Below are 21894 nucleotides of genomic sequence, written 5' to 3' on the forward strand. Positions count from 1 at the left end.
GGCCCGAAACACGGGGTCCTGCCGACCCTGTGGACCGTGTGCGTACCCATACGCTTTTGACCGTTCTTTCCCTCCTGTCCAGCAATGCCGGACGTCCCAGAGACCGTCGGTACCCCGGACGGCTCCACCGAGTTCGAGTACCGTCCGACGACTGACCAGTCGTTCGAGAACGCGCTCGCCAAGGCGAGAAACGGGACGCGACTGACAGTCGACGACGCAGTCGAACTCTTTACCACGGGCACCGACCGGGACGGCATCGACCACGACCGGAAAGAGCAGGTGCTCGAAGCGGCCGACCGACGCCGGGCCGAGGTCGTCGGCGACGAGGTCACCTTCGTCGCGAACCTCAACAACAACGTCACGACGGCCTGTAACACGGGCTGTCTGTTCTGTAACTTCAAGGACCGCTCCGAGCAGTTCCGGAGCGAGTATCAGGAGGACCACGGCGGCTTCACGAAGACGCCGAGCGAGTCCCGCGAAATCGTTCGGGACGCTCTCGACCGCGGCATCTACGAGGTCTGTTCGGTGTCGGGACTCCACCCCGCGCTCGCGCTGGACGACGAACACAGAGAGATACTGGAGACCAGCGACCGCGGCGACCTGAACTACCGCTCGCCGGCGGAGTACGAGAAAGACCCGGCCACCTACTGTGAACAACTCAGCGCGATGAACGTCGGCGACGTCCACCTCCATTCAATGACGCCGGAGGAGGCCTATCACGCCCGCCGCGGCACCGACTGGTCCTACGAGGAGGTGTACGGCCGGCTGAAAGAGGCCGGGCTCGACAGTGTCCCCGGCACCGCCGCCGAAATCCTCGTCGATGAGGTCCGTGACGTTATCTGTCCGGGTAAGATTGGGACCGACGAGTGGCTCGAAGCGATGGAGGCGGCCGCGTCGGTCGGTCTCGATATGACCTCGACGATGATGTACGGCCACGTCGAGAACGAACGCCATCGCGCGCTGCACCTGAAGCGTATCCGCGACCTGCAGGACCGGACCGGCGCGATTACGGAGTTCGTCCCGCTATCCTTTGTCCACGAGGAAACGCCGCTGTACGAGCGCGGCATGGTTGACGGCGGCGCAACGGTCGACGAAGACGAACTGCTGATTGCCGTCTCCAGACTGTTCCTCGACAACATCGACCACATTCAGGCCTCGTGGGTCAAATATGGCGACACGCAGGGACTGAAGATGCTCACCTGCGGTGCCGACGACTTCATGGGGACAATCCTCTCTGAGGAGATTACCAAGCGCGCCGGCGGCGACTACGGCGAGTTCCGCTCGTTTCAGGAGTACGCCGATATGATTTCCGCTATCGGCCGGACGCCCGTCGAGCGCTCGACGGACTACGAACAGCGCCGCGTCATCGACCCTGACGCCGACGTGCTCGGCCCGCAACTCGGACCACAAGCTGACGGAACGCCGTTACTCGACTGAAGTAGTAGACCACGGCTGGGCACTGGCCGTGGCCATTGTGGTAGAGTATTTTGCCTGGAACTGCTGTCAGAGGCACGTCCAGGCATGATATATATTGGTGTGCCAGTGTATGTGTAGCTATGGCCTAGACGACTAGGTGATTGGTGTCCGGGATCTGCTCCGACTGTAACGGCAGTTCACGCGAAGAAACCGACAGGCAGTCTCAGGAGGCTCCCGGATTCTCGCCCCGGTTCAGTATCGACCGGAACCGTTCGCCGGCGTCGGTATCAGCCTCGATGGCCGCCTCGATGGGATCCGAGAGCCAGCCGTTATCAACGAACCGGTCGTAGACCGGTAGCCGCTCTGTCAGTGGCACCTCGGCGGCCTCGGCGACGGCAGTCAACTCCTGTAGAGCGGGCCACTCGTACTCTGGGTTGATGTGGTCGACCGTCACTGGGGAGACGCCGCCCAGGTCGTCGATGCCACAGTCGGTCAGGTCACGGGCGGGCGCAAGGTTCGGGGGGACCTGAACGGACACCGCCTCGGGCAGGGCCGCACGGGCCATCGCCGTCACCCGGCGCATCGTCGCCAGGTCGGGGGAGCCGCTCCGCCATCGCTCGTTCTCGACGACAGGCTGGACGATAACCTCCTGAATGTGACCATACCGCTCGTGCATTTCGCGGATAGCGAGCAAGCTCTCGGCGCGGTTGTGCCAGTCCTCGCCGATCCCAACGAGGATACCCGTTGTGAACGGGACGCCGAGTTCGCCAGCCACTCGGAGGGTGTTGAGCCGCTGGCCGGGGTTTTTTGCTCGTGGACCGCCGTGGGCCTGCACCTCGGTGGTCGTCTCCAGCATGACGCCCATCGAGGCGTTCAGGTCGGCGACGTGAGCCATCTGGTCGCGCGTCTGGTCACCCGGGTTGGCGTGGGGGAGCAACCCCTCTTCCAGCGCGATTTTGCAGGCTTCGCGGAGATACTCGTGGATGGAGTCGTAACCCCACGCGGCGAGCTGGGCGTGTATCTCGGTGTAGCGGTCGTCCGGGTCGTCGCCGAAGGTGAACAGCGCCTCGGTGCAGCCGGCGTCGGCCCCCCGGCGACACGTCTCCCGGATTTCATCTGGGTCCATCAGTTCGGCCTCGCCCGGCGGATCGTAGTACGTGCAGTAGGTACAGGTGTATCGGCACGCGGTCGTCAGCGGCACGAACACGTTCCGGCAGTAAGACAGTGCTGACGCCGCCCCGACGTCCTCGGGCATCACCGACAGCAGGCGCTCGACGTCATCGTCCGGAATGTCGATGGCGATGTCGTACGCGTCCGTGCCGGGTATCACGTTCCGGGGTCTGCACCCTATGGATAAAAAGTTTCAGTCGTGTGTGATAGCCTGTGACAGTAGTTGTAGGCGGTCGAAACAGGGCGCGCGGCAACAGAATCAGTGTGTCGCTACACGCCGAGCACCTGTGAACCGGTATCCGCGCCGAAGTACCGCGTGGTCGACGATACCTCTGTGGTCGTACCTGTTCAGTCCGCCGGCGTTACTGTGGCGTCGCCCGACTCCCGAAGCAGTTTCGTGGCGAACACCTGCCGTCGGGCGTAAAAGAAGTACACGTAGGGGACCTTCGCCAGCAGGTCGAGGAATGCATAGGTGATGCTGACACCGACGTAGGTCGCGAACCCAAGTCCTTCGGGGCCAGCAAGCCAGACGAGCGGATACGCGATCCACAGCAGCCCGACGTGGTTCTTGAGGAGGCTAAACAGACCGATACGCTGTGGGTCGTCCGGAACTGAGCGCGGGAAGACGAGGTACAGGTAGGCAAACAGCGAGACGTGGAACATCGCCGAGACGCCGAACAGCGCCCATTTCAGTGTTCCAGCAGTGACAACCGCCCCGACGCCTGCAAGTATCATCAGGGCGTCCGCCGCCATAACCCCGACAATCGCCCGTCTCGACGCGCCCGCAGTATACCCGATAAATCCGACGAGCAACGGCGTCGTCACCACCCAGTCGAGATATCGGAACCCGACAAGCGTCGTCTCACCAATGGTTACGGTGCCGATACCGAACGCCATCGCAACGTACGAGAGGCCTGCAACTGCCGGTATAAGCGCCAACGCCCCCAGAACCGACCGTTCGTCGGACCCCTCAAGCGACGCATAGAGGAACCCGACGATAGCGACACCGACCGCAAAGCCCGCGGCGGTTATCCCGTACACGACTGCAACGGCGTCCATCAGTCGTCACCCCCGACTGACGGCGACCCTGCGACGCGTCTGTGGCTCGCCGCCGTAGTATCTGTGTCAACAGTAAATAGTCGCACCCGGGATTCGAGGTCGTCAACCGCGGTTTCGCGGAAGGAATCGAGTGAGTCGGAGATCGACTTGACGACGTCCCGCTGCCGACGGATCTGTGTCGACATTTCCTCTGCAGTAGTCGCCGTCTCCGCACTTGCTTCAGTGACAACCTCTATCGAGTCGGCCGTCGCCTGCACGGTGTCTGCCTGTTCCGAGGTCGTCTGTCGCATCTCCTCGATGGATGCTGAGATGTCGTCGACGGCCTCCGCGATTGTCGCAATCTCCGACAGGGCCGACTCAACGGTCTCAGTACCAGTTTCGACTCGCGTTTCGGTCGCCTGTATCGAGGCTGTCACCTCTTCTGTCTGCTCAGAGACCTCAGCGATGACCGTTGCTATCTCGTCAGCCCGTGACTGCGTCTCTTCAGCGAGTGACTTGACTTCGTCGGCAACGACGCTGAACCCATCCCCGTCCGCGCCGCTGCCCTGTCCACCAGCGCGAGCGGCCTCTATCGACGCATTCAACGCCAGCATATTCGTCTGCTCTGCGATCTCGGAGATGATGTCCGCGATGTCGGTTATCTCGGCCATTCGCTGCTGGAGGGTCTCGACCTGTGTGACAGCTTCAGCTGCATCAGCCTGTATCCGGTCCATCTCTGTCAGGGCTGTTTCTGAGGCTGCCCGGGCGTCGTTGCTGGCCTCCTCGACCTCACGGCTCCGGTCGGCAAGGTTGTCAATTGTCGCGGCGATTTCCTCTGCCGACGCGCTCACGTCCTGAATATCGGCTGCAGCTGATTCGAGCTTTGTCTGCTGATCGGTTGCCTGCGTCTGGATATCGGCAACCGTTTCCACAGCCGCGTCTACCTCCTGTTGGACTTGCTGACTCGTTTCGGTAATCTCGTCAGTTTCGGTTGTGATACGCTCGGAAACGGCGGTGACCGTCTCGATTGTCTCCTGTAGCTCGTCCATCATCCTGTTGAACGACTGGCCGACGGTTTCCATAGCGTCGTACTCAGTGGCCACATCGACACGCTGCGTGAGATCGCCGTCTGCGGCGTCTGCCATGACCGTCCCGTACGCTGTTGCAATTTCCTGGTAGGCTGTGGCGAGTTCCCGTGCTTCCTCCTCAGCGGCCTCTGCTTCGGCCTGTGCCTCGTTTGCGTCAATCTGTGCCTGTTCGAGGTCCGCCCTCGCAGCCTCCATCTCTGACAGTCGGTCGCGCAACGAGACGCGCATTTGCTCGATGGAGTCAGCAAGGTCACCGAACTCATCGGTCCGCGTCGAGACGATTTCGGTATCGAGGTCCCCGTCTGCCACCCGCTGTGTCTGTGCTGATAACTCGGTGATGCTCGCGACCGTTTCGGCTGCGTTGATCGAGCCAAGTGTCAGTAAGCCGGCGATGCCGGCGACGACTGTTGATGCGACATCTTGTGTTACCACCCCGACGGTAATAAGGAGGGTAGCCGTTGCGATGTACCCGACACCGAGCTTGGCCCCATAGCTCTGTTTGACACTAGAAACAGTCACATGTGGATAGTAGTCTGAAACTACCTAAATGTAAACTCGGGAGTATCAGGATTGATATTACGGCGGCGGAGACTGGTCCAAACTACCGAGATCGCTGCACGTCGACTCGCCCATCGGTGGCTGTCAGTTCGAACCCTGACTGTGTGAGCCAATCTGCGGCCGCGCCCTCGCTGTGTAACAGCACCTCTGCGAGATCATCCGGTTCGTCGATATCGGTCGCGAGCCGCCGCGAGTCAATTTCGGTAACGCTGGCTCCCACGTCGCGTGCGGTCTCTCGGTGGTCGCGGATAGACGCGCCGTGGTAATCGACCCTGAATTCGGGGTGCCGACAGACGAAGGCGTTCGTCCCGCCGCCCAGGCCCGGGGCCAGCACCACGTCGGCTTCGGGAGCGAGCAGTCGCTCGATGCTCTCACGAGTTACGAGCGGGAGGTCGGCCATCACGACGGCAAGCGCTCGTTCGCCGTCAGTCACTGTCGACGCGAGCAGGTCGTTGACGAGCGCGTCGAGTCCGCGGTCGTCGACGGTGACCGGCACGGCACAGTCAAGCGGTGCTGTCGAGATGATCTCGGGTTCGTGGCCCGCCGCTGTCACTGCGTCGACGACGTCTGAAAGCATGGCTTCAGTAAAATCACGGCGTTCGGCTGGAGACAGAACAGACGCAAGCCGCGTTTTGGGGGCAGACCCCGAGACGGGGACGACAAGACGCATTACAGCTTGGAGTACTCGTCCTCACTCATCTGCGTGTACGCGTAGTAGCCGCCACCGACCAGCAACAGGAGGACGACAAGTCCGCCGCCGACCAGCAGGAGCGTTCGCTGGGTCTGGGCGCTCTGCTGGGCCTGCTGTGCCTGACTCTCAGCCTGCCCGGCGAGGTCCTGGGCGTTCTGGAAGTTCCCGTTCTCGTATGAGGAGATGGCGCTACTGACCAGTTCTTCGGCGTTTTCGTTCCCACCGGCCGCGTCGATTGCAGCCTGTGCGTCGTCGATCGCTTGCCTCGCGGCCTGACTCTCTTCGGTGTAGTGGTGAGCGGTGTCGCTGCGGAACTCCTCTTCGTTGTTGCCGCTGATTCGACTGAGCGAGGCGACCTGATAGTTCTGTGCCGGGTCGTACGTGTAATTCGAGATGGCTGGCGTCGTGCCGACGAGTTCGACGCGGACTTGGTCACCGTTGTTATCGATTTCCAGATCCTGTTCGAAAGACTGGTCGCCGTAGGTCTCTTGATTCACCTGATTCCCAGCACGCAACACGGTGACCGTCCAGCTAACGTTCTGGAGTTCGGTCGAACCGGCAAGTGTCCATTCGTTCGGCGCATCGGTAAACGGGTCGTCTATCGTGTACGTCACCGACACCTCTTCGCCGACGGCACTCTCGGTCGGCACCCCGTCGGCAGAGACAGAGAACGCACTTGCTGTGCCGGCAGTCGCGAGCAGCGCGACAACACAGAGGAGTGCGACGGTCTTGTTAGAACAGCGGATCAAGTTCATCTTCGTCGTCTTCGACCAAGTCCTCTAAGTTATCTTCGCTTTGGTTACGGATGTCGTCGATGTTGTCCTGGGCCTCGATGGCGACCTGCTGGAGTTCCTTGATTCGCGGAACGTTGTGGACGCCGGCCAGCAGGATGGATGCGGCCACTTTCGGGGCGTTGGTCGGATAGTCGCCACCGCGGACCTCCATCGAACCGGTTTGCTCCTCAAGCCACTTCCGGCCGCGCTCAATTCCCTTCCGGTTCAGGTGCTCCGGCGGCCCTGCCATCACGAGGAGGGCACGCTCTGCACCCTCGATCTCACAGGGGAGTGTCAGTCGGCCGAGCGCGGCTTTCCGGACGAGCGACGTGATACGATTCGTGGTGTTGGCCGTATCCATTCCGTCGTCGGACGAGTCGTCGCCCTTGAACCGCGAGAGCAGGCCGCCGCCGCCAGAGGACACCTCGACGTCCTCGGAGGCGTAGCCGACGGTGGAGACGCCGCCGCCGTCGAGCGTATTGATGATTTCCGAGGAGTCGACGACACTTTCGGCGACGTTGTCGCCGGCCTCGATCTCACCGGCTCCGAACAGTACGCCGAAGCGGCGGACGATTTCCTCGTTTATGTGGTCGTAGCCCCCCTCAACGGACTCGCCGGTCTGTCGCCAGGCGTCGTTGTCGAACACCATGAGGTTGTCCACCTCGCGCACGAACGTCTGGAACGAGCGGGCGGCGTTGAGGGTGTAGATACCACCCTCGTCGCTGCCCGGCAGGACGCCCAGACCGTACACCGGTTCGGTGTAGATGCGCTTGAGGTGTTTTGCGACGACCGGCGACCCGCCCGACCCCGTCCCGCCGCCGAGGCCGGCGACGATGAGGAAGGCGTCGACTTCGTGGACGGGGATGTTGTCAATCGCACCCTGCACTTCGTCGATGTCCTCTTCGGCGATTTCCGCGCCGAGTTCGTTGTCCGCGCCCACGCCATGGCCCTTGACGCGAGCCTGGCCAATGAGCACTCGATTCTCTTCCGGAATGTGTTCTAGCCCAAGCAGGTCTGCTTTTGCTGTATTGACCGCAACAGCCGAGCGGACGATTCCCGAGCCGGTTTCCTTGTCGTACTCGAGGAATTTGTCCACAATTTTGCCACCGGCCTGCCCGAAGCCGATCATCGCCAGTTTCATTATATGGTTCTCCGCTTAAAGGGTCAAAGAGCGATGGCGAGTATAAGTGTTTTGCCCGGCTCTCAGCCCTGAAAGTCAGGATTGAAAATCAATACTATATAACACAATTCTCTTTAGGAAGTGGCTACTGCTGGCGCTTCTCCCCTGAGATATCCGCTGAGTGTCGTTAGAGAGTCACTACTGACACCGAATGCATCTATTTCGTTGGTCGCTGGCGTGTTATCGAATTTGAGTGACCGGTACTGGTCGGCACCCATCGGGAACCCGACACTTCCCAAGACAGAGAGCCCGACCTTCGCTAGTGGCATCGGAAGGGGGACGACGCTTACTGACGACCCCTCGGCATCGTACACCTGATTGGTCACGTCTCTGAGCGTCAGTACTTCCGGCCCACCGACCTCGTAGGTCTCGCCGACGTGGTCTTCGGATTCGATACTGTCGACGAGCATCGGCACGAGGTCACCGACCCAGATCGGCTGGAACGTCGTCTGTCTGCCGCCGCCGGGAAGCGGATACAGCGGGACACCCGGCGCGAACATCCCCTTGAGGCGCTTCGTGAAGGAGACAAACTCACCGCCCTCACCGAAGACGACCGACGGGCGGAAAATGGTCCAGTCCAGCGAAGACTCCGTAACAACCTGCTCAGCCTCTCCCTTCGACCGGATGTAGTGTGTGTCGCCGGTGGGGTCTGCACCCAGTGCGCTCAGCTGGACGAACCGGTCGACGCCGTGCTCTTCTGCGGCCTGTACGCTGTTTTCCGTCCCGCCGAGATGAATGCGCTCGTGCATCTTGTCGCCGCCGTCCGGTTTGAACAGGGGCGACAGTGCGACCAGATAATACACCGCGTCCTGATTTTCGAACGCGCTCTCGATACCCCCGTAGTCTGTGACGTCCCCGGAGACGGTTTCGACACCGTCCGGTAGTGTTGCGTCTTCTGGTGACCGAGACAGCGCAGTGACGGTGTGCCCTCGCTCGTCGAGCTCACGGCATAGGTGTTGTCCGATGAATCCGGTCCCGCCGACGACAAGTACATCCATGGACTCCAATACAGTTGGTAGAACCGTAAAGGTGAGCGTATTTGTTTGGTCGACGGGCCCGCAGTCCGGTCACTTGTGTCAGGCTACGGATGCACCGTTCAGGTCGGGGCGCTTACGTCCCCCCACACAGATTGTGAGGTATGCTCGTCACGCTCGAAGGACTGGACGGGAGCGGCAAGACGACCGTGTGGGAGCGGCTCCAGCGCGACAACGCCGTCCCCAGCGAGGCTGTGTTCACGCGCGAGCCGACCGATACCTGGTACGGCGACGCCGTCCAGCGCTCTATTAACGACGACGACGCGGACTCGCTGGCCGAACTGTTTCTCTATACGGCTGACCACGCTGCACACCTCTCGGACACGGTCCGACCGGCACTCAGCGAAGACCGGCTCGTTGTCTCCGACCGCTACAGCGACTCTCGGTACGCCTATCAGGGTGCGACACTCGAAGCGAGTGAGACCTTGGACGACCCGCTGTCGTACGTTCGCGAGGTCCACGCGCCCTGGACCCGGCCGCCGGACCGGACTGTGTATCTCGATCTCGATCCAGAAACCGCCGCACAGCGAAGCGGCGCGACGAACAAGTTCGAGACGGCAGAGTATCTCACAACGGTGCGTGACAACTACGAGCGACTAATCGAAGCCGACCCGGAGCGGTTCGTTCGCGTCGACGCAACCGCCGACCCGGATGCTGTGTACGAACAGGTCCGAGCAGCGATTCTCGATTAGTCCATCGACGCCGGTAGTTCGACTTCGTCGGGAGCGGGCATCCAGAAGTAATCGAACGTCATCCCGGTAGCGAGTGGAATAACGATAGTTACGAGGAGGACAGCGGTCTGACTCCCGAGGTTCGCACCGAGACTGAACACGCCACTCAACACCAGCAGGATGACGACCATGACTACCGGACAGAGGAGCAGCGAGTAGATGAGGCTCCCCCACCGAGTGTGCAAGCGGACGCGGAAAAAGCGCGTCATGAGCGCCGTCACAGCACTGTTGACCAGCACGATGACGAGCAGGCCGATAATACCGGCGACACTGACCATGTTCGCCGTAGGGCGGCAAGTCCCTTTGCGGTGTCGGAACAACGCGGGGCGCTCACTCCAAACAGATGTACGTGCGCGTGTCGTCGACGCCGTTGAGGTCTCGGATGTGACCCGAGACCGACTGCATGATGTCGTACACCTCGGTACCTGTCGCTTCGGCGATGATGTCGTACTGCCCGGCGACGATGTGTGCCTCAGTGATGCCTTCGGCGTCTCGAACTGCCGCAAGGAGGTCTTCGGATTTGCCGGCAGCCGTCTTGACCATAATGAACGCGCTAACCATATTATGGTGTGTCGTGTCATGGCACGAAAAAGGTTCCGTCAGGAAAAAACAACGGCTGTATTGTTTGACGGCGTGGTCAAGGCGTCTGGTGGTTCCACCGGGTGGGTACTTTTATTCACCCCCGCCCCATAGGAGGGTGTATGCGATTCGTTATCGTGGGTGCAGGTCGTGTCGGACTGCGGACGGCTCGCGTCCTGCAAGAGAGTGGCCACGAAGTTGTCCTCATCGAGCGCGATGAGAACGCAGTCGAGCGCGCGCGAACGGCTGGCTTCGAGGTGATTGCGGGCGATGGCGCTATCGAGGAGACGCTCGGCAGCGCTGATCTCGAAGCTGCCGACGCACTCGGCGCGCTCACCGGCGACCTGAACGACAACTTCGTTGCCTGTATGATCGCCAAAGAACACGGCTGTCGAACCGTCATGCGCATCGACGAGGACTACCGCGAAGAGATCTACCGGCGCTACGCTTCCGAGGTCGACGAGGTAATCTACCCTGAACGACTGGGCGCTATCGCCGCCAAGAATGCGCTGCTGGGCGGGAACATCCGCGCAGTCGCCGATATCGCACAGAACCTCCAGCTCGTGGAGTTTACCATCCAGCGGCAATCGCCGATGGAGGGGTACACGCTGTCGGAACTGGAACTGCCGTCGGATTCCCGGCTGATGGCACACGGGAAAGGCGAGGCCCCGCTCGCCATTCCCAACCCGGACGAAACGCTAGAGGCCGGTGACCGAGTCGTGATACTGGCCGACTTCGAGACGCTTTCGGATGTCCGAAGCATCGTCGTTGGCGAATCAGAGCGCGCAACCGCGCTTGGAGGTGCCTGAACATGGTCATTGCATACGTTATGGTCAAAGCCCACACCGGTGACGCGGACCGCCTGAAGGATGATATCGAAGCCGTCGACGGTGTTGTCGAGGCACACATCGTTGCCGGTGACGTCGACTTTATAGCGAAAGTGAACGTGGAGACGCCCGCTGAAGTCAAGGATGTCGCAGCGACGCACATCCAAGAAATTCAGGGCGTCGAAACGACACAGACGTATATCGCGATGGATTGAGACAGAGCGTTATCTGTATGCCGTACTCGGCACGGCCCCACTATAGCGGTGTCCCGCCACGAGAGCCGTCACTGCCACCGGTACTCGCCGAATTGAGCAGGTCAGCCACGACACCGACGTAGTCGTAACCGGGTATGACGCCCTCAACGTACGTCCCTTCGACGTACTCGACGAAGGTCTTTGCGACGTCTGCGGCCTGCCGTTCGCCACCCATTGTGTACTCGAACGCGACCACGACCTGCTCGCCGTCCTCGACGACGCTGTACTCGTCCAGTTCGACAGCAGTTCGGGTCGCTTTCGGCGCGTCCTCCAGCCGCCGCTCCAGCGTCTCAAGCCAGCCATCGACGACGGCAGCACCGACCTCGTCGCTTGTCGCGGCCTGCAGCGACGGCGCTCTGACCGTCACCTCGTAGTTCGTCCGCCACTCTTCGCCCTCGGTCGCAGTTACGCGAGCGTCGAAGTTCGTCGTCTCGACAGCGTAGCTATCCCCGGCCGGGACGAGCGCATCGTGTCGGTCGAACGCTTCGGCAACGTCGTCTGGCACGTCAGTCATTACGCCGGTATAGGCCACAGACGTGCAAAAACGCGTCGTGTCCGCCCTCTCTCCGTTCGAAGCATCTGTCATCGCCGCACCCGGATCTGTGACCGACACGGCTGTGCCACATAGACTGTCGAGTGTGTCACACATAAGCGGTCAGCGTTGCTCCTGTGAAGTCTGTGGCCAACTGTGCACAAGCCACAGCGTCCGGTGAACAGCGCACTCTCCTCACCCGAATCGCTCTCCCGTCCGTAGTTCGCATCCCGTTTGCACCGCTCCTCGTGTTCACTCGTCGCAGAATGCGAGGGATGGGATTCGAACCCACGGACCCCTACGGGAGCGGGTCTTAAGCCCACCGCCTTTGGCCAAGCTCGGCTACCCTCGCGCAGATTGAACTCTGCGGGGGCTAGTGAATGGTCCTTTCGGTCTTGGACTGCGAGGTGGGCCATCGTGTCCTATCGTAGGCACGCCGGTGAAGTTCGATAGCGACCGTGACACACTGTTCAACTGTCGCGTACTCTCTGACGCCTGTCCCTACTCCTCGACCGGGAGCCTGTCGGTCGGGAGGAACTTCGTCCGGTCTGCGTGGTCGAACGATGCGACCGGCGTCCCGTCCAGTTTCCTGAGCAACGTCTGGAACGTCGCCCCGTCGTTCGCAGCAGTCACCGCGTTACCGGCGTCCCGGAGTTCGTACGCGCCAGCGATGAACAGCGAAGCGGCGTCCGGATCGAAATACTCGACGGCCAGAAACACCTGCTCTCCGACTGTTCGCCGGTACACGTCGTACGCTTCGAGGGGATTCGATTCGACCAGTCGCGTCACGCCTTCGGCCTTGTTGCCCGGAATAACGAACACGAGTTCGAGGCTGTCACCGTCGTCGACTGTCCGTAGACCCGCATCCCCGGCGGGGACGACGACTGCCTCGCGGCCGTCAGAACGCCGCTGGTCCGCCAGCGCCTGTGTCTCCTCTAACGTCTGTTTCCACGATGCCTTGCGGGCGTCAGAACCAGCGGCAAGCCGTTCGAGGTCGTCTGTCCCCTCGCCACCTGTCTTTACCATACCCTGTCGTTACGCCCGCGGGAGGTAAATGGTGGTGTCACTGGACGCCGAAGATGACTTCCATGCTCAGGGAGAGCCCGAGGACGAACAGACTCGCAACGAAGAGCTTCACCGGCGGCGAGAGCCGGTCTTCGGGCGGAGCGAGCGTATCGAGGGGCGGGACGACACGAGCCAGCATCGACTCGAACGGTGTCCGCTCCCGTGCCGACACGCCAAACGACACGGCGGAGTCGTCCGAGTCGTCGGAATCGAGAGACGGCGCACGCCACAGCGTAACCGAAGCGTAGCCAAACAGCGCGAAGCCGATAAAAAACAGCACGAACTTCACTGTCACCCAGCCGCCGCCGCGAAGCGGTGAGAGTACGCCGCCGATAAGCGTCGCTGTGAGCGTTACGCCGATGGCGTACCACAGCAGATCGAGTACCTTTCCCGCCAGGTTATCCATCGTGCGTGTCGTAGCCACGTTGGCGCAGTTCGTCGCCAGGGGAGACGTGCTCCTGTGCGTGCCGGTGACAGAAGCTCATCCGTCTGTCGTCGACATCGTAGTACTGCGGTGTTTCGGTGTCACACCGACCGCCGAACACTTCCTTGAGGTACGCCCGTGCAGCATCGGGGTCCCCATCACTGAGATACGTCGCAGCCTGTTCGACGTGCTCTCGTACGTCCGGCGGGAGGTCCACGTCGCTGAACTCTTCCTCGACGATTTCCTCGCCGTCAGCCAACGCGGTGTCGAACCCGAGCCGTTCCTTGAGCCGCTCACCGAGCGACTGTTCCGCGCGGGACCGCTCGCGAATGACATCACGGAACTCTCGGATCCGGTCCCACACCGCATCGCTAGCGTCTATGTCTTCGGGCCGTATCCGGACGGGGCACCGCGTTGCGAAGGGACACCCTTCCGGTGGGTCCCGTGGACTCGGTGGCGAGCCGGGCAGGGTAATCCGGTCTGCCTGAACCGTCGGGTCCGGTTCCGGAATCGCCGACAGCAACGCGCGTGTGTAGGGGTTTTCTGGGCGCTGGAACAGCTGCTCCGTCGGCCCGACCTCCATGAGGTTCCCGAGGTACATCACTCCGACGCGGTCACAGATGTGCCGGACCACACTCAGGTCGTGCGCGATGAAGAGGTACGTGAGGCCGAACTCTTCTTGCAGGTCTTCCAGCAGATTGAGTATCTGGGCTTGGACGGACACGTCGAGCGCCGAAACGGGTTCGTCGAGGACGACGAACTCCGGCTCGAGTGCGAGCGCCCGTGCGATGCCGATACGCTGTCGCTGGCCGCCGGAGAACTGGTGGGGGTACCGGTAGTAGTGTTCCGGCATGAGTCCGACCTGATCGAGCAGTGTCCGCACCTTCTCCCGACGCTCGCGAGCCGTGCCCTGCTCGTGGACGTCCAGCGGTTCGCGGATAATCTCACCGACAGTCATCCGGTCGTTGAGGCTCGATTCGGGGTCCTGAAACACCATCTGGGCGTTGCGGCGCCACTCCTTGAGGTCGTCGCCGCTGAGTTCGGTTATATCCGTTCCATCGAAGGAGACTGTCCCGGAGGTAGCCGTTTCCAGTTGGATGAGTGTCCGACCGAGGGTTGTCTTGCCACAGCCGGATTCACCGACCAGCCCGAACGTCTCGCCGCGCGAGATCTCGAAGTTCACGCCGTCGACGGCTTTCACTGGGTCCCCGCCGAGCAGTCCACCGCCTTCGTAGTACGTCTTCAGATCCTGCACATCGAGCAATGTCTCGCCGGTCTGGTGGGACGCGGTCTCGACGACAGATTCACTCATCTGGGTCACCTCCCTCCCGCTGGCCGCCGGTGTCCACGGCACTGCTGCCGTGGCCACCATCAGCCCGTGCGTCGCTGTCTTCGGACCCGGCCGGGCCGGTGTCTTCACCGGCTGCTCGGCGCTCAACTGGCCAGTCGTCCGCCGACAGTGCTTCGTCTGCTTCGACGCCTGTCTGGTCCGCGTTCGCTTCGTGCTGTGTCACAGTGTCGTCGGTAGGCATATCTTCGGGGTACAGGAGACAGGCGGCCGTGTGGTCCGCTGATTCGCTGACTTCGACGTGGGCGGGATGGACCCGCTCACACTCGTCAAAGGCCTTCGGGCACCGGCTGACGAACCGACAGTACGACGCCGATTCGTGTGGCGTCGGCACGTCCCCTTCGATAGTGGGTAGCCGATCTGTACTGGGGTTCCGGCCGGGAATACTCTGCAAGAGTCCCTGTGTGTAGGGGTGGTATGGGTTCGCGAACAGTTCCTCTACGGGTGCCTGCTCGACGACTTCGCCAGCGTACATCACGGCGACGCGGTCGGCGACCTCCGCGATGACGCCCATGTCGTGCGTGATGAACATGATACCGATGTCACGCTTCGTCTGAATCTCCTGTAACAGGTCCAGAATCTGGGCCTGAATGGTGACATCGAGTGCTGTCGTCGGCTCATCACAGATGAGCAGGTCTGGGTCACAGGCCAGTGCCATCGCGATGACGGCTCGCTGGCGCATCCCGCCGGAGAACTCGTGGGGGAACTCATCGACACGGCGTGCCGCGTCGGGGATGCCGACTGCACGCAGCAGTTCGATGGCCTCCGACTTGGCTTCGGCCCCTTCCATACCGCGGTGGAGCTCCAGCGCCTCGATGATCTGGTTCCCGACAGTGTACACCGGATTGAGCGAGCTCAGCGGGTCCTGAAACACCATCGCGATGTCGCCGCCACGAACTGATCGGTATTGCTTCTCCGAAAGCGTCGTCAGCTCTCGCCCGTCTAACCGTATGGACGACTCCTCGCTGATTTCGCCCGGACTATCGACCAGTCCCATAATCGAGCGTGCGGTGACACTCTTGCCCGAACCGGATTCGCCGACGATACCGAGCGTCTCGCCGCGTGCAATATCGAATGAAACGCCGTCGACAGCGCGAATTTCCTCTTTGTCGCTGTGGAACACGGTCCGGAGGTTGTCAACGGCCAGCAGCGGCTCGCCGTCTTCGATGTGGCTCATCCGCCACCACCTCCGGCGGCCGCGCCAGTTGCACCGCCTTCAGCACCCTCGCTCTGTGGGTCAATCGCGTCCCGAATCCCGTCGCTCAACGCGTTGAAGCCGGTGACGACCAGCGTAATCAGGATACCCGGAATGAGCGAGATGTGCCAGGACTGACTGGCGATGTACTGTTGCCCGATGTTAATCGCCCGCCCCCACTCGGGAGTCGGGGCGGTAATCCCGAGTCCGAGGAACGACAGGGCAGAGACGGAAATAATGACGCCACCGAGCGTCAGGGAGGCGTAAACTAGGAGATAACCGAGGATATACGGTGCCATGTGTTTCCGCATAATCACAGTGGGTCGCTGGCCGTAGCTCTTTGCCGCGTCTACCCATTCCTGTTCGCCGACCTGTAACGCAGGACCACGTACCGCCCGCCACAGCCCCGGCCAGCGTATCAGCGCAAACAGGAGGATGAACAGCATCGCCCCGTTGTAAATCTCTGCTATCCAGTGGTTCTTGAACACCACTGTCGCAAGAATCACCAGCAGCAATGCTGGCATCGCCTGCACGGAGTCACTGGTCAGGACCACAATGAGGTCAGTTACCCCCTTGTAATAGGCGGTAACTAACGCCAGCGTCGTCGCAATAAAGCCCGCAATCGCCATCGATCCGAGGCCGATGAACAGCGACACCCGTGCGCCGAAGGCGAGGAAGGTGAACAGATCCTTACCGCTGACGAGCGTTCCGACAGGGTGGAATCGCCCGAAGTCGTCGTAACTCCATATCCCGACGTTGCTGTCCCCGCTCCCGCGCGACGCGGACCCGAGATTCGCCTCGCCGATGGTAATCGTTTCGACCGTCTCCGTGTCCTCGTTGAAGTACTGCATCTCGTGGGAGTACGGCCCCTGGATATTCTCTTCGGCTGTCGTTGGGCCGACAACGGGAGCGAACACGGCCATTGTGACGAAGAAGACGACGACAGCGAGTCCGAACAGGCCCCAGTAGTGACCTCGAAGCCGGTCGATGACGTCGTCAGTCGGCGTCCAGTCAGCAGCGCGATAGTGCCGTCGGAAGAGCACGTACCCGTACCACAGCCACGCCAACAAGACTGCGACGTATGCATACACCAGCAGGAAGCGAATGAGCCATGCGTACTTCGGCTCAAGGCCGAGGAACGTGCCCTGCCAAGCACTCCCGTCGTAGTACCCTCGGTTGGGTATCAGTTCTCGGCTCAGCAGATGCGGCAGGTCGCTGCAGAAGGCTGACGCACTGGCGAACGCCTCAGCGCCGGGCGACCCCGGGAATAACGCGAGCACGTAGCTTATCGCGCCGAACAACCCATCGAGGTACGTCGGTCCCTCAAGCAGTAACAGGGCACAGAGCACGACACCCCACAGTAGTGCCGGTCTAGGGTGTGCCTTGAGTCGGTCCCTCAGCGGCTGATCGATGTCTTCGGTGGGTTCTGTCTCTCTCATCCGTCGTACCCCACGCGTGGGTCGATGATTGTGTACGCGAAGTCCTGTACGATATTCAGCCCGACGATAAGAAGGATGAACAGATACATAAGTGTTCCAACAAGTGGGAGGTCACCCTGCTCCGCTGCCCGGAAGAACAGGAGACCGATACCGTTGATCGAGAAGACGGTCTCGACGAGCACTGACCCGCCGATCAAGATGAACGCCTCCGCAGTGATCACCGGTACGAGCGGAATCAGGGCGTTCCGGAAGATGTGCTTCCAGACCAGTACCCGCGGTGAGACGCCTTTGGCCTTGGCTGTTTCGACGTATTTCGAGTTGATCGTTTCGAGAACGGCAGTTCGGCCGATCCGCATCTCTGTGCCCATCGATGCGGATCCGAGCACCAGTGCGGGCGGCAGTATCTGTTTTGTCGCTTTCGCGAGGTTGGTCCATGCCTGTCCCGGATCGGTTATCAGTCTCGTGGGATTCTTGAGCACGGCGAGGTTCGGCGAGGTCACGACGTTGGTCTCGACAATAAAGCTGGTCCAACTGAACCCGAACAGCTGTTCCGTCTGTGACAGCACCGTCACCAGAATGACCGCGAGCCAGAAGTTCGGCATCGCCCGCCAGACAATCCCACCGAAGGAAGCGAAGTAATCCGAGAACGTATTGGGATTCAGGCCGGCGTAGAAGCCGAGCGGAATGCCGATCCCGAGGGCGATCAGGACCGCCCAGAATCCGAGCCAGATCGTCCGTGGTGCGTAGCTGATGATGAGGTCGATTGCCGGTGTCCCGGAGTTGACGACCCACGACTGGCCCAGATCGAACAGGAACAGGTCTCGCATAAAGTCGAAGTACTGTTCCCAGAGCGGTTCGTTCAGTCCCAACCGTTGCTCGATCTGTCGAATCGCACGAGCGTCACCTTGGGGGCCGAGGATCGCCGCTGCAGGACTGAGCGGCCCCAGCCGGATAATTGCGAACGTTACTGTCGTCCCGAATATGATAACAGGGATCGACAGTACCAAGCGCTTGAGCAGATACGTAGCGCGGCTCATGGCTTAGCTTGTCTCCGTTGTACGGGTACTTGTGAGTTCATAATCTCTGAGGGCTGCGAAGTCGTTCCCGTCACCAACCGTGGCGGGGACGATCACGCCAGCAGGGACGCGATTACTGTCTGTCTCCGAGCGACACGGTGTTCATCTTCTGTCGGCTCGGCCCCATTCCGGCTGGCGGCGTGAAGTCGACGTGGTCGTACCAGAACAGCTCAGTCAGCTCGTGATACACCGGCAGCATTGCGACGTCTTCCCAGTTCGCGTTCTCCATCTGGATGTACGCGTCGTTCCGGGCGGCCTGATCCTCCTCCGTCGGTGCCGGGTTGTCAGCAATCGACTGGTACGCCTCCGCGGCCTGCTGGGCAGCGTCGCCGTTCTCCGGCTGCCAGTTGACATACGAAATCGGGAAGTCAAGACTCGTATCGGTCTGTGGCGGGTTCAGCAGCTGGAGGAAGTTATCCGGCGCGGGCCAGTCAGCGACCCAGCCAAGCGAGTACATCTCTAGTTCGCCGTTGCGACCACGCTCGAGGAGCGTGTTGAACGGCGCCTGGTTGACTTCGAGGTCGATGTAGACGCTCTGCAGCTGGTCTCGAAGAATGCTTGCAGTTTCGCTCCAGACACCGGACTCGTAGATCGTCAGCTCGACGGCGACGCGCTCGTTTTCGCCGTAGCCAGCCTCTTCCATCACCGATCGGGCCTTTCCGAGCTGGCTGTCGTCGTAGCCGTACGGGTACTCGTTTTCGGCGCGGTCGTTGTAGTTCTGGGCACCACCGGGGAAGATGGATTTCGGCGTGAAATTGTACGCAGGCTCGCCGCGCTGCTTGAACACCTGCTCGACAACGGTGTGCTGGTTCATCGCGTACGCGACCGCCTGACGGACCGGCTTGGGTACGCTGGCCATGTTAAACCCAAGGTAGAACACCCCGATGTTCGACACGGCGGAGTAATTAGCCGTGTCGCCGTTGCGCAACTCGCCGTAGGTCCCGATCTGGCGACCCTCGTCGTCTTCCTCCTCAACGGACACCTTCCCGGGGTCGTACTGCGCCGTGGGGAGTTCGAAGATATCGGCGTTCCGGTTCATCGCATAGTTGTAATTGGCCGAGTCGTTCTCGATAACCGCAAAGTGGACGCCGTCGACGCTCGGACTCTCGCCATAGTAGTCGTCGTACGCGCTGACTCTGGCCTCTGTTCCGGAGTTCCACGTATCGAACTCGAAGGGGCCGTTTCCGATCGGGTTCGAACTGGAGAACTCGGCCTGGGTCATCTCGCCCTCGTACCCTTCGATGTCGCCAACCATGCCCTCAGGAACCGGTGAGAAAGATGAGTACGCGAGCATCTCCAGCGTGGAGGCAAACGGCGCGTCTAGCTGGATCTCGAGCGTTGTTTCGTCAACGGCCGTGACGCCGAGTGTCCCGGGCTTGTACACTTCCTGTTCCTCGCCGTCGACCGTCTCAGTCGTCGTCTCGTGTGTCACGCCCAGCGAATCCAGAACGAAGTAGGCACGACTAGAGTTGTCAGATGCAGTCAACCGCTCGAACGCGTAGACGAAGTCACTAGCGGTTACGGTGTCGCCGTTGTGGAAAGTCGCGTCCTTCAACTGGAACGTGTAGGTCGTGAAGTCATCAGATACCTCGTAGTCCGCAGCCATAAGCCCCTCTACAGCGGGCTGGCTGTCGGGATAGTTCATCAGCGGATCGAACATCTGCTGGATGACGATTCCCGACTGGGTGTCGGTCGCCTCGATCGGGTCCATCGTCGTCATCGTCCCCGTGTTGACCCGCCAGAGGTCCCCGTCCTGTTTCAGATCGGTCCCGACATCGCCACCACTGGAGTCTGTCGAGTCCGTGCCGCCGCCGGTCTCCTCCGCTGCGCCCTCAGTCTCGTCACTATCACTGGAACATCCCGCCAGCGCTGCGGCGGCCGCAGCACTGCCCGTTGCTTTCAGAAACGATCGCCGTTCCATGCTACTTGAACGTGGCATATTGATACCCAAATTGCCCCCCACAAATAGAAGTTATGTCATACAGTAGCTTGAAATATTAAACTGCTCGCATGAAGAAATTCAGTTTATTATCTATAGTAATCTTACATGATATATACTGCGACGGCTGTTTTCTGTATTCTGGAGCCTTGCCTTCTCGCACTGAATTCTCGGTGACATTGACAGCGCACATCGGTGTCTACGCGGACTGATAGGAGGTGGTAAAACTGCCGCTAGTAGGCACTGCGCTACCAGTCGACGGAGAGCGTCCCGTCGCCGTTCGGGTCCGGGGCGATCTCCTCGTTGGTCCGCCGGTCGACGACGTGGATGATGCCGCGGTCTTTCTTCGCCGGGCAGGCCTCGGCGGCCGCGATGTTATGATCGAGATCCGATTCGTCGATGAAGTAAGTCTCGGGCTTGGCGATACCAGTATCCAGGTCGAGCGTCCAGTTGCGCGACTTCTCGGCGCACTTGCCCGCCCCGAAGCATTTGTTGGCCTCGAAGATTATCTTGTAGGGCTTCTCCTCGACCGGGGGGCCGTCCTGTTCGCCGATTTCGCTCGGGTCGACGTGTTCGTCCGCGTCTGCCATCACTCCGTGTTCGTGGCCGACCGTCTTTCGATTGTCGGTCTCGCCGTCGGGGGTTCACTACGTTTCGGCCGCCGGCACGACTTCGACGGGGTCCCCGACGGCCAGTTCCGCGCCGCGGTCGGCCTCGGGGACGTGGGTGATGAGCATCACGGTATAGAAGTGATCGAAGGCGTCCTGGTCGGCCCACTCCGGGAACGTCGCCTGCCGGCGCTTGACGAACTGCTCCCGGAACCCCGGCGTTGCCTCGCCGGTGTCGGGGTCCCGCTGGGGGACGACACAGCGACCGCAGGGGGTCACTCCCTCGAACCGGACGCCGCCGGCCCGGAAGGCGGGGGCGTCCGCGCCGACAAATCGGTCCTCCCAGAACGCCGGGACCCCGCCGATTTCGACGTTCGCCCGGAGCCGCCGGCGCAGGCCGTCGACGGTCACGTCGTCGAACCACGACGCTACGGTTTCCAGCGTCGCGGTGCTGATGACCGACGGCCCCATCTCGCGGCGGTCGACGTAGCCCAGCGTCTCGTCGCGCTCGACGGTCAGGTCCACGCCGAAGAACACGCCGAGCCAGTCGGCCGCCCGCGAGCGGCCGCGCTCGTCCCGGAGGTCGAACGACGCGCTGTCGTCGTCGGTCGTGACCGACAGCGTCCCCGACTCGGGGTCGTAGCCGGTGTCGATGTCGTGGACGCGGCTGGTCCGCTTCCCGTTGACCACGTCTCCGGCGTCGTCGAACATGGCGAACTCGCGGTCGTGGGCCAGTGTGCCGCCCGGGCGGATCGATACCGATTCGCAGTCCATGCCGTCCAGCGCCTTGACGGGGTAGACGGTGAGTCGCTCGACGTGTGCCACTGCCATTAGCTTCGGCGGCCGGGCCTATAGCAGTGTCCCGTTCTCGGCCGCAGGCGAAGCCGACGCGGCGGCCGCCTGTCCGAAACCGGGGCGAAAACGAGGAT

General features: G+C 61.5%; 23 protein-coding genes and 1 tRNA gene. 4 read left to right on the forward strand and 20 right to left on the reverse strand.

The window, feature by feature from the left end:
* Window positions 1–84 precede the first annotated feature (84 nt).
* Window positions 85–1437 carry a 7,8-didemethyl-8-hydroxy-5-deazariboflavin synthase subunit CofH gene (cofH, locus tag DVK01_RS08510; RefSeq protein ID WP_121536343.1) on the forward strand — a complete coding sequence of 451 codons (1353 nt, stop codon included), beginning with the start codon at window positions 85–87 and terminating at the stop codon, window positions 1435–1437.
* 202 nt (window positions 1438–1639) lie between these two features.
* Here the strand turns inward: cofH and cofG are convergent, their stop codons facing one another.
* From cofG to DVK01_RS08545, 7 genes are all read right to left on the reverse strand, one after another.
* The gene (gene cofG / locus DVK01_RS08515; protein WP_101349250.1) at window positions 1640–2746 is read right to left on the reverse strand and encodes a 7,8-didemethyl-8-hydroxy-5-deazariboflavin synthase subunit CofG; all 1107 of its coding nucleotides are present in this window, start codon (window positions 2744–2746) and stop codon (window positions 1640–1642) included.
* A gap of 188 nt (window positions 2747–2934) precedes the next feature.
* On the reverse strand, window positions 2935–3645 hold the full coding sequence (sop1, locus tag DVK01_RS08520; RefSeq protein WP_101349251.1) for a sensory rhodopsin I: 711 nt from the start codon (window positions 3643–3645) through the stop codon (window positions 2935–2937).
* Window positions 3645–5231, reverse strand: a complete 1587-nt coding sequence (htr1, locus tag DVK01_RS08525; protein WP_101349252.1) for a sensory rhodopsin I transducer Htr1 — start codon at window positions 5229–5231, stop codon at window positions 3645–3647. Before htr1 ends, sop1 begins: the two co-directional genes overlap by 1 nt.
* 82 nt (window positions 5232–5313) lie before the next feature.
* Entirely contained in the window at window positions 5314–5940 is a 627-nt protein-coding gene (gene cofC / locus DVK01_RS08530; RefSeq protein WP_121536345.1) for a 2-phospho-L-lactate guanylyltransferase, read from the reverse strand.
* On the reverse strand, window positions 5940–6716 hold the full coding sequence (locus DVK01_RS08535; RefSeq protein ID WP_101349254.1) for a hypothetical protein: 777 nt from the start codon (window positions 6714–6716) through the stop codon (window positions 5940–5942). The genes cofC and DVK01_RS08535 overlap by 1 nt, the downstream gene beginning before the upstream one ends.
* Window positions 6694–7875 carry a tubulin/FtsZ family protein gene (locus DVK01_RS08540; RefSeq protein ID WP_005536054.1) on the reverse strand — a complete coding sequence of 394 codons (1182 nt, stop codon included), beginning with the start codon at window positions 7873–7875 and terminating at the stop codon, window positions 6694–6696. Before DVK01_RS08540 ends, DVK01_RS08535 begins: the two co-directional genes overlap by 23 nt.
* Window positions 7876–7988: 113 nt before the next feature.
* A complete protein-coding gene (locus DVK01_RS08545; protein ID WP_121536347.1) occupies window positions 7989–8912 on the reverse strand; it encodes a complex I NDUFA9 subunit family protein in 924 nt (307 codons plus the stop codon).
* Between the two features lie 140 nt (window positions 8913–9052).
* Between DVK01_RS08545 and tmk the strand changes: the two genes are divergently transcribed.
* Entirely contained in the window at window positions 9053–9640 is a 588-nt protein-coding gene (gene tmk, locus DVK01_RS08550) for a dTMP kinase (RefSeq protein ID WP_121511207.1), read from the forward strand.
* Here the strand turns inward: tmk and DVK01_RS08555 are convergent.
* Together DVK01_RS08555 and DVK01_RS08560 are read right to left on the reverse strand one after the other, a co-directional pair.
* Complete coding sequence (locus DVK01_RS08555; RefSeq protein WP_121511206.1) at window positions 9637–9957, reverse strand: hypothetical protein; 321 nt, start codon at window positions 9955–9957, stop codon at window positions 9637–9639. The two genes, tmk and DVK01_RS08555, sit on opposite strands and share 4 nt — an antisense overlap.
* Before the next feature lie 52 nt (window positions 9958–10009).
* Window positions 10010–10240 (reverse strand): Lrp/AsnC family transcriptional regulator, encoded by a 231-nt coding sequence (locus tag DVK01_RS08560; protein ID WP_101349258.1) that lies wholly within the window; start codon window positions 10238–10240, stop codon window positions 10010–10012.
* 140 nt (window positions 10241–10380) lie between these two features.
* Here DVK01_RS08560 and DVK01_RS08565 point away from each other — a divergent pair, with 140 nt between their 5' ends.
* Entirely contained in the window at window positions 10381–11067 is a 687-nt protein-coding gene (locus DVK01_RS08565; protein ID WP_101349259.1) for a TrkA family potassium uptake protein, read from the forward strand.
* Between the two features lie 2 nt (window positions 11068–11069).
* Entirely contained in the window at window positions 11070–11300 is a 231-nt protein-coding gene (locus DVK01_RS08570; protein WP_004593869.1) for an Lrp/AsnC family transcriptional regulator, read from the forward strand.
* 40 nt (window positions 11301–11340) lie between these two features.
* On the opposite strand, the gene DVK01_RS08575 is transcribed toward DVK01_RS08570, so the two are convergent.
* From DVK01_RS08575 to DVK01_RS08625, 11 genes are all read right to left on the reverse strand, one after another.
* Entirely contained in the window at window positions 11341–11853 is a 513-nt protein-coding gene (locus DVK01_RS08575; protein ID WP_121511203.1) for a DUF5813 family protein, read from the reverse strand.
* A 285-nt stretch (window positions 11854–12138) separates the two neighbouring features.
* Window positions 12139–12223, reverse strand: a tRNA-Leu gene (locus DVK01_RS08580).
* Between the two features lie 149 nt (window positions 12224–12372).
* Window positions 12373–12897, reverse strand: coding sequence for a hypothetical protein (locus DVK01_RS08585; protein ID WP_101349261.1), 525 nt, complete (start codon window positions 12895–12897; stop codon window positions 12373–12375).
* 37 nt (window positions 12898–12934) lie between these two features.
* Window positions 12935–13342 carry a hypothetical protein gene (locus DVK01_RS08590; RefSeq protein WP_101349262.1) on the reverse strand — a complete coding sequence of 136 codons (408 nt, stop codon included), beginning with the start codon at window positions 13340–13342 and terminating at the stop codon, window positions 12935–12937.
* Window positions 13335–14672, reverse strand: a complete 1338-nt coding sequence (locus DVK01_RS08595; protein ID WP_101349263.1) for an ABC transporter ATP-binding protein — start codon at window positions 14670–14672, stop codon at window positions 13335–13337. Before DVK01_RS08595 ends, DVK01_RS08590 begins: the two co-directional genes overlap by 8 nt.
* A complete protein-coding gene (locus DVK01_RS08600) occupies window positions 14665–15885 on the reverse strand; it encodes an ABC transporter ATP-binding protein (protein WP_121536349.1) in 1221 nt (406 codons plus the stop codon). The genes DVK01_RS08595 and DVK01_RS08600 overlap by 8 nt, the downstream gene beginning before the upstream one ends.
* Window positions 15882–17342, reverse strand: a complete 1461-nt coding sequence (locus DVK01_RS08605) for an ABC transporter permease (RefSeq protein WP_121536351.1) — start codon at window positions 17340–17342, stop codon at window positions 15882–15884. The genes DVK01_RS08600 and DVK01_RS08605 overlap by 4 nt, the downstream gene beginning before the upstream one ends.
* Window positions 17339–18379, reverse strand: a complete 1041-nt coding sequence (locus DVK01_RS08610; protein WP_121511198.1) for an ABC transporter permease — start codon at window positions 18377–18379, stop codon at window positions 17339–17341. The genes DVK01_RS08605 and DVK01_RS08610 overlap by 4 nt, the downstream gene beginning before the upstream one ends.
* A gap of 112 nt (window positions 18380–18491) precedes the next feature.
* A complete protein-coding gene (locus DVK01_RS08615) occupies window positions 18492–20339 on the reverse strand; it encodes an ABC transporter substrate-binding protein (RefSeq protein WP_101349267.1) in 1848 nt (615 codons plus the stop codon).
* Window positions 20340–20605: 266 nt separating this feature from the next.
* On the reverse strand, window positions 20606–20947 hold the full coding sequence (locus DVK01_RS08620; RefSeq protein ID WP_101349268.1) for a ferredoxin: 342 nt from the start codon (window positions 20945–20947) through the stop codon (window positions 20606–20608).
* 57 nt (window positions 20948–21004) lie between these two features.
* A complete protein-coding gene (locus DVK01_RS08625; protein WP_101351396.1) occupies window positions 21005–21790 on the reverse strand; it encodes an MOSC domain-containing protein in 786 nt (261 codons plus the stop codon).
* Window positions 21791–21894 lie beyond the last annotated feature (104 nt).

This window comes from Haloarcula sp. Atlit-120R, from assembly GCF_003665885.1.
Lineage (GTDB): Archaea > Halobacteriota > Halobacteria > Halobacteriales > Haloarculaceae > Haloarcula > Haloarcula taiwanensis.

What these genes read in the sequence shown, in the direction of transcription:
- DVK01_RS08620 (WP_101349268.1), bottom strand. Translation starts at nt 20,947, where the DNA reads ATGGCAGACGCGGACGAACACGTCGACCCGAGCGAAATCGGCGAACAG.
- DVK01_RS08555 (WP_121511206.1), bottom strand. Translation starts at nt 9,957, where the DNA reads ATGGTCAGTGTCGCCGGTATTATCGGCCTGCTCGTCATCGTGCTGGTC.
- DVK01_RS08585 (WP_101349261.1), bottom strand. Translation starts at nt 12,897, where the DNA reads ATGGTAAAGACAGGTGGCGAGGGGACAGACGACCTCGAACGGCTTGCC.
- DVK01_RS08615 (WP_101349267.1), bottom strand. Translation starts at nt 20,339, where the DNA reads ATGGAACGGCGATCGTTTCTGAAAGCAACGGGCAGTGCTGCGGCCGCC.
- DVK01_RS08560 (WP_101349258.1), bottom strand. Translation starts at nt 10,240, where the DNA reads ATGGTTAGCGCGTTCATTATGGTCAAGACGGCTGCCGGCAAATCCGAA.
- DVK01_RS08535 (WP_101349254.1), bottom strand. Translation starts at nt 6,716, where the DNA reads ATGAACTTGATCCGCTGTTCTAACAAGACCGTCGCACTCCTCTGTGTT.
- DVK01_RS08575 (WP_121511203.1), bottom strand. Translation starts at nt 11,853, where the DNA reads ATGACTGACGTGCCAGACGACGTTGCCGAAGCGTTCGACCGACACGAT.
- sop1 (WP_101349251.1), bottom strand. Translation starts at nt 3,645, where the DNA reads ATGGACGCCGTTGCAGTCGTGTACGGGATAACCGCCGCGGGCTTTGCG.
- DVK01_RS08545 (WP_121536347.1), bottom strand. Translation starts at nt 8,912, where the DNA reads ATGGATGTACTTGTCGTCGGCGGGACCGGATTCATCGGACAACACCTA.
- DVK01_RS08590 (WP_101349262.1), bottom strand. Translation starts at nt 13,342, where the DNA reads ATGGATAACCTGGCGGGAAAGGTACTCGATCTGCTGTGGTACGCCATC.
- DVK01_RS08600 (WP_121536349.1), bottom strand. Translation starts at nt 15,885, where the DNA reads ATGAGCCACATCGAAGACGGCGAGCCGCTGCTGGCCGTTGACAACCTC.
- DVK01_RS08610 (WP_121511198.1), bottom strand. Translation starts at nt 18,379, where the DNA reads ATGAGCCGCGCTACGTATCTGCTCAAGCGCTTGGTACTGTCGATCCCT.
- cofH (WP_121536343.1), top strand. Translation starts at nt 85, where the DNA reads ATGCCGGACGTCCCAGAGACCGTCGGTACCCCGGACGGCTCCACCGAG.
- DVK01_RS08595 (WP_101349263.1), bottom strand. Translation starts at nt 14,672, where the DNA reads ATGAGTGAATCTGTCGTCGAGACCGCGTCCCACCAGACCGGCGAGACA.
- DVK01_RS08605 (WP_121536351.1), bottom strand. Translation starts at nt 17,342, where the DNA reads ATGAGAGAGACAGAACCCACCGAAGACATCGATCAGCCGCTGAGGGAC.
- tmk (WP_121511207.1), top strand. Translation starts at nt 9,053, where the DNA reads ATGCTCGTCACGCTCGAAGGACTGGACGGGAGCGGCAAGACGACCGTG.
- cofC (WP_121536345.1), bottom strand. Translation starts at nt 5,940, where the DNA reads ATGCGTCTTGTCGTCCCCGTCTCGGGGTCTGCCCCCAAAACGCGGCTT.
- DVK01_RS08570 (WP_004593869.1), top strand. Translation starts at nt 11,070, where the DNA reads ATGGTCATTGCATACGTTATGGTCAAAGCCCACACCGGTGACGCGGAC.
- DVK01_RS08540 (WP_005536054.1), bottom strand. Translation starts at nt 7,875, where the DNA reads ATGAAACTGGCGATGATCGGCTTCGGGCAGGCCGGTGGCAAAATTGTG.
- DVK01_RS08565 (WP_101349259.1), top strand. Translation starts at nt 10,381, where the DNA reads ATGCGATTCGTTATCGTGGGTGCAGGTCGTGTCGGACTGCGGACGGCT.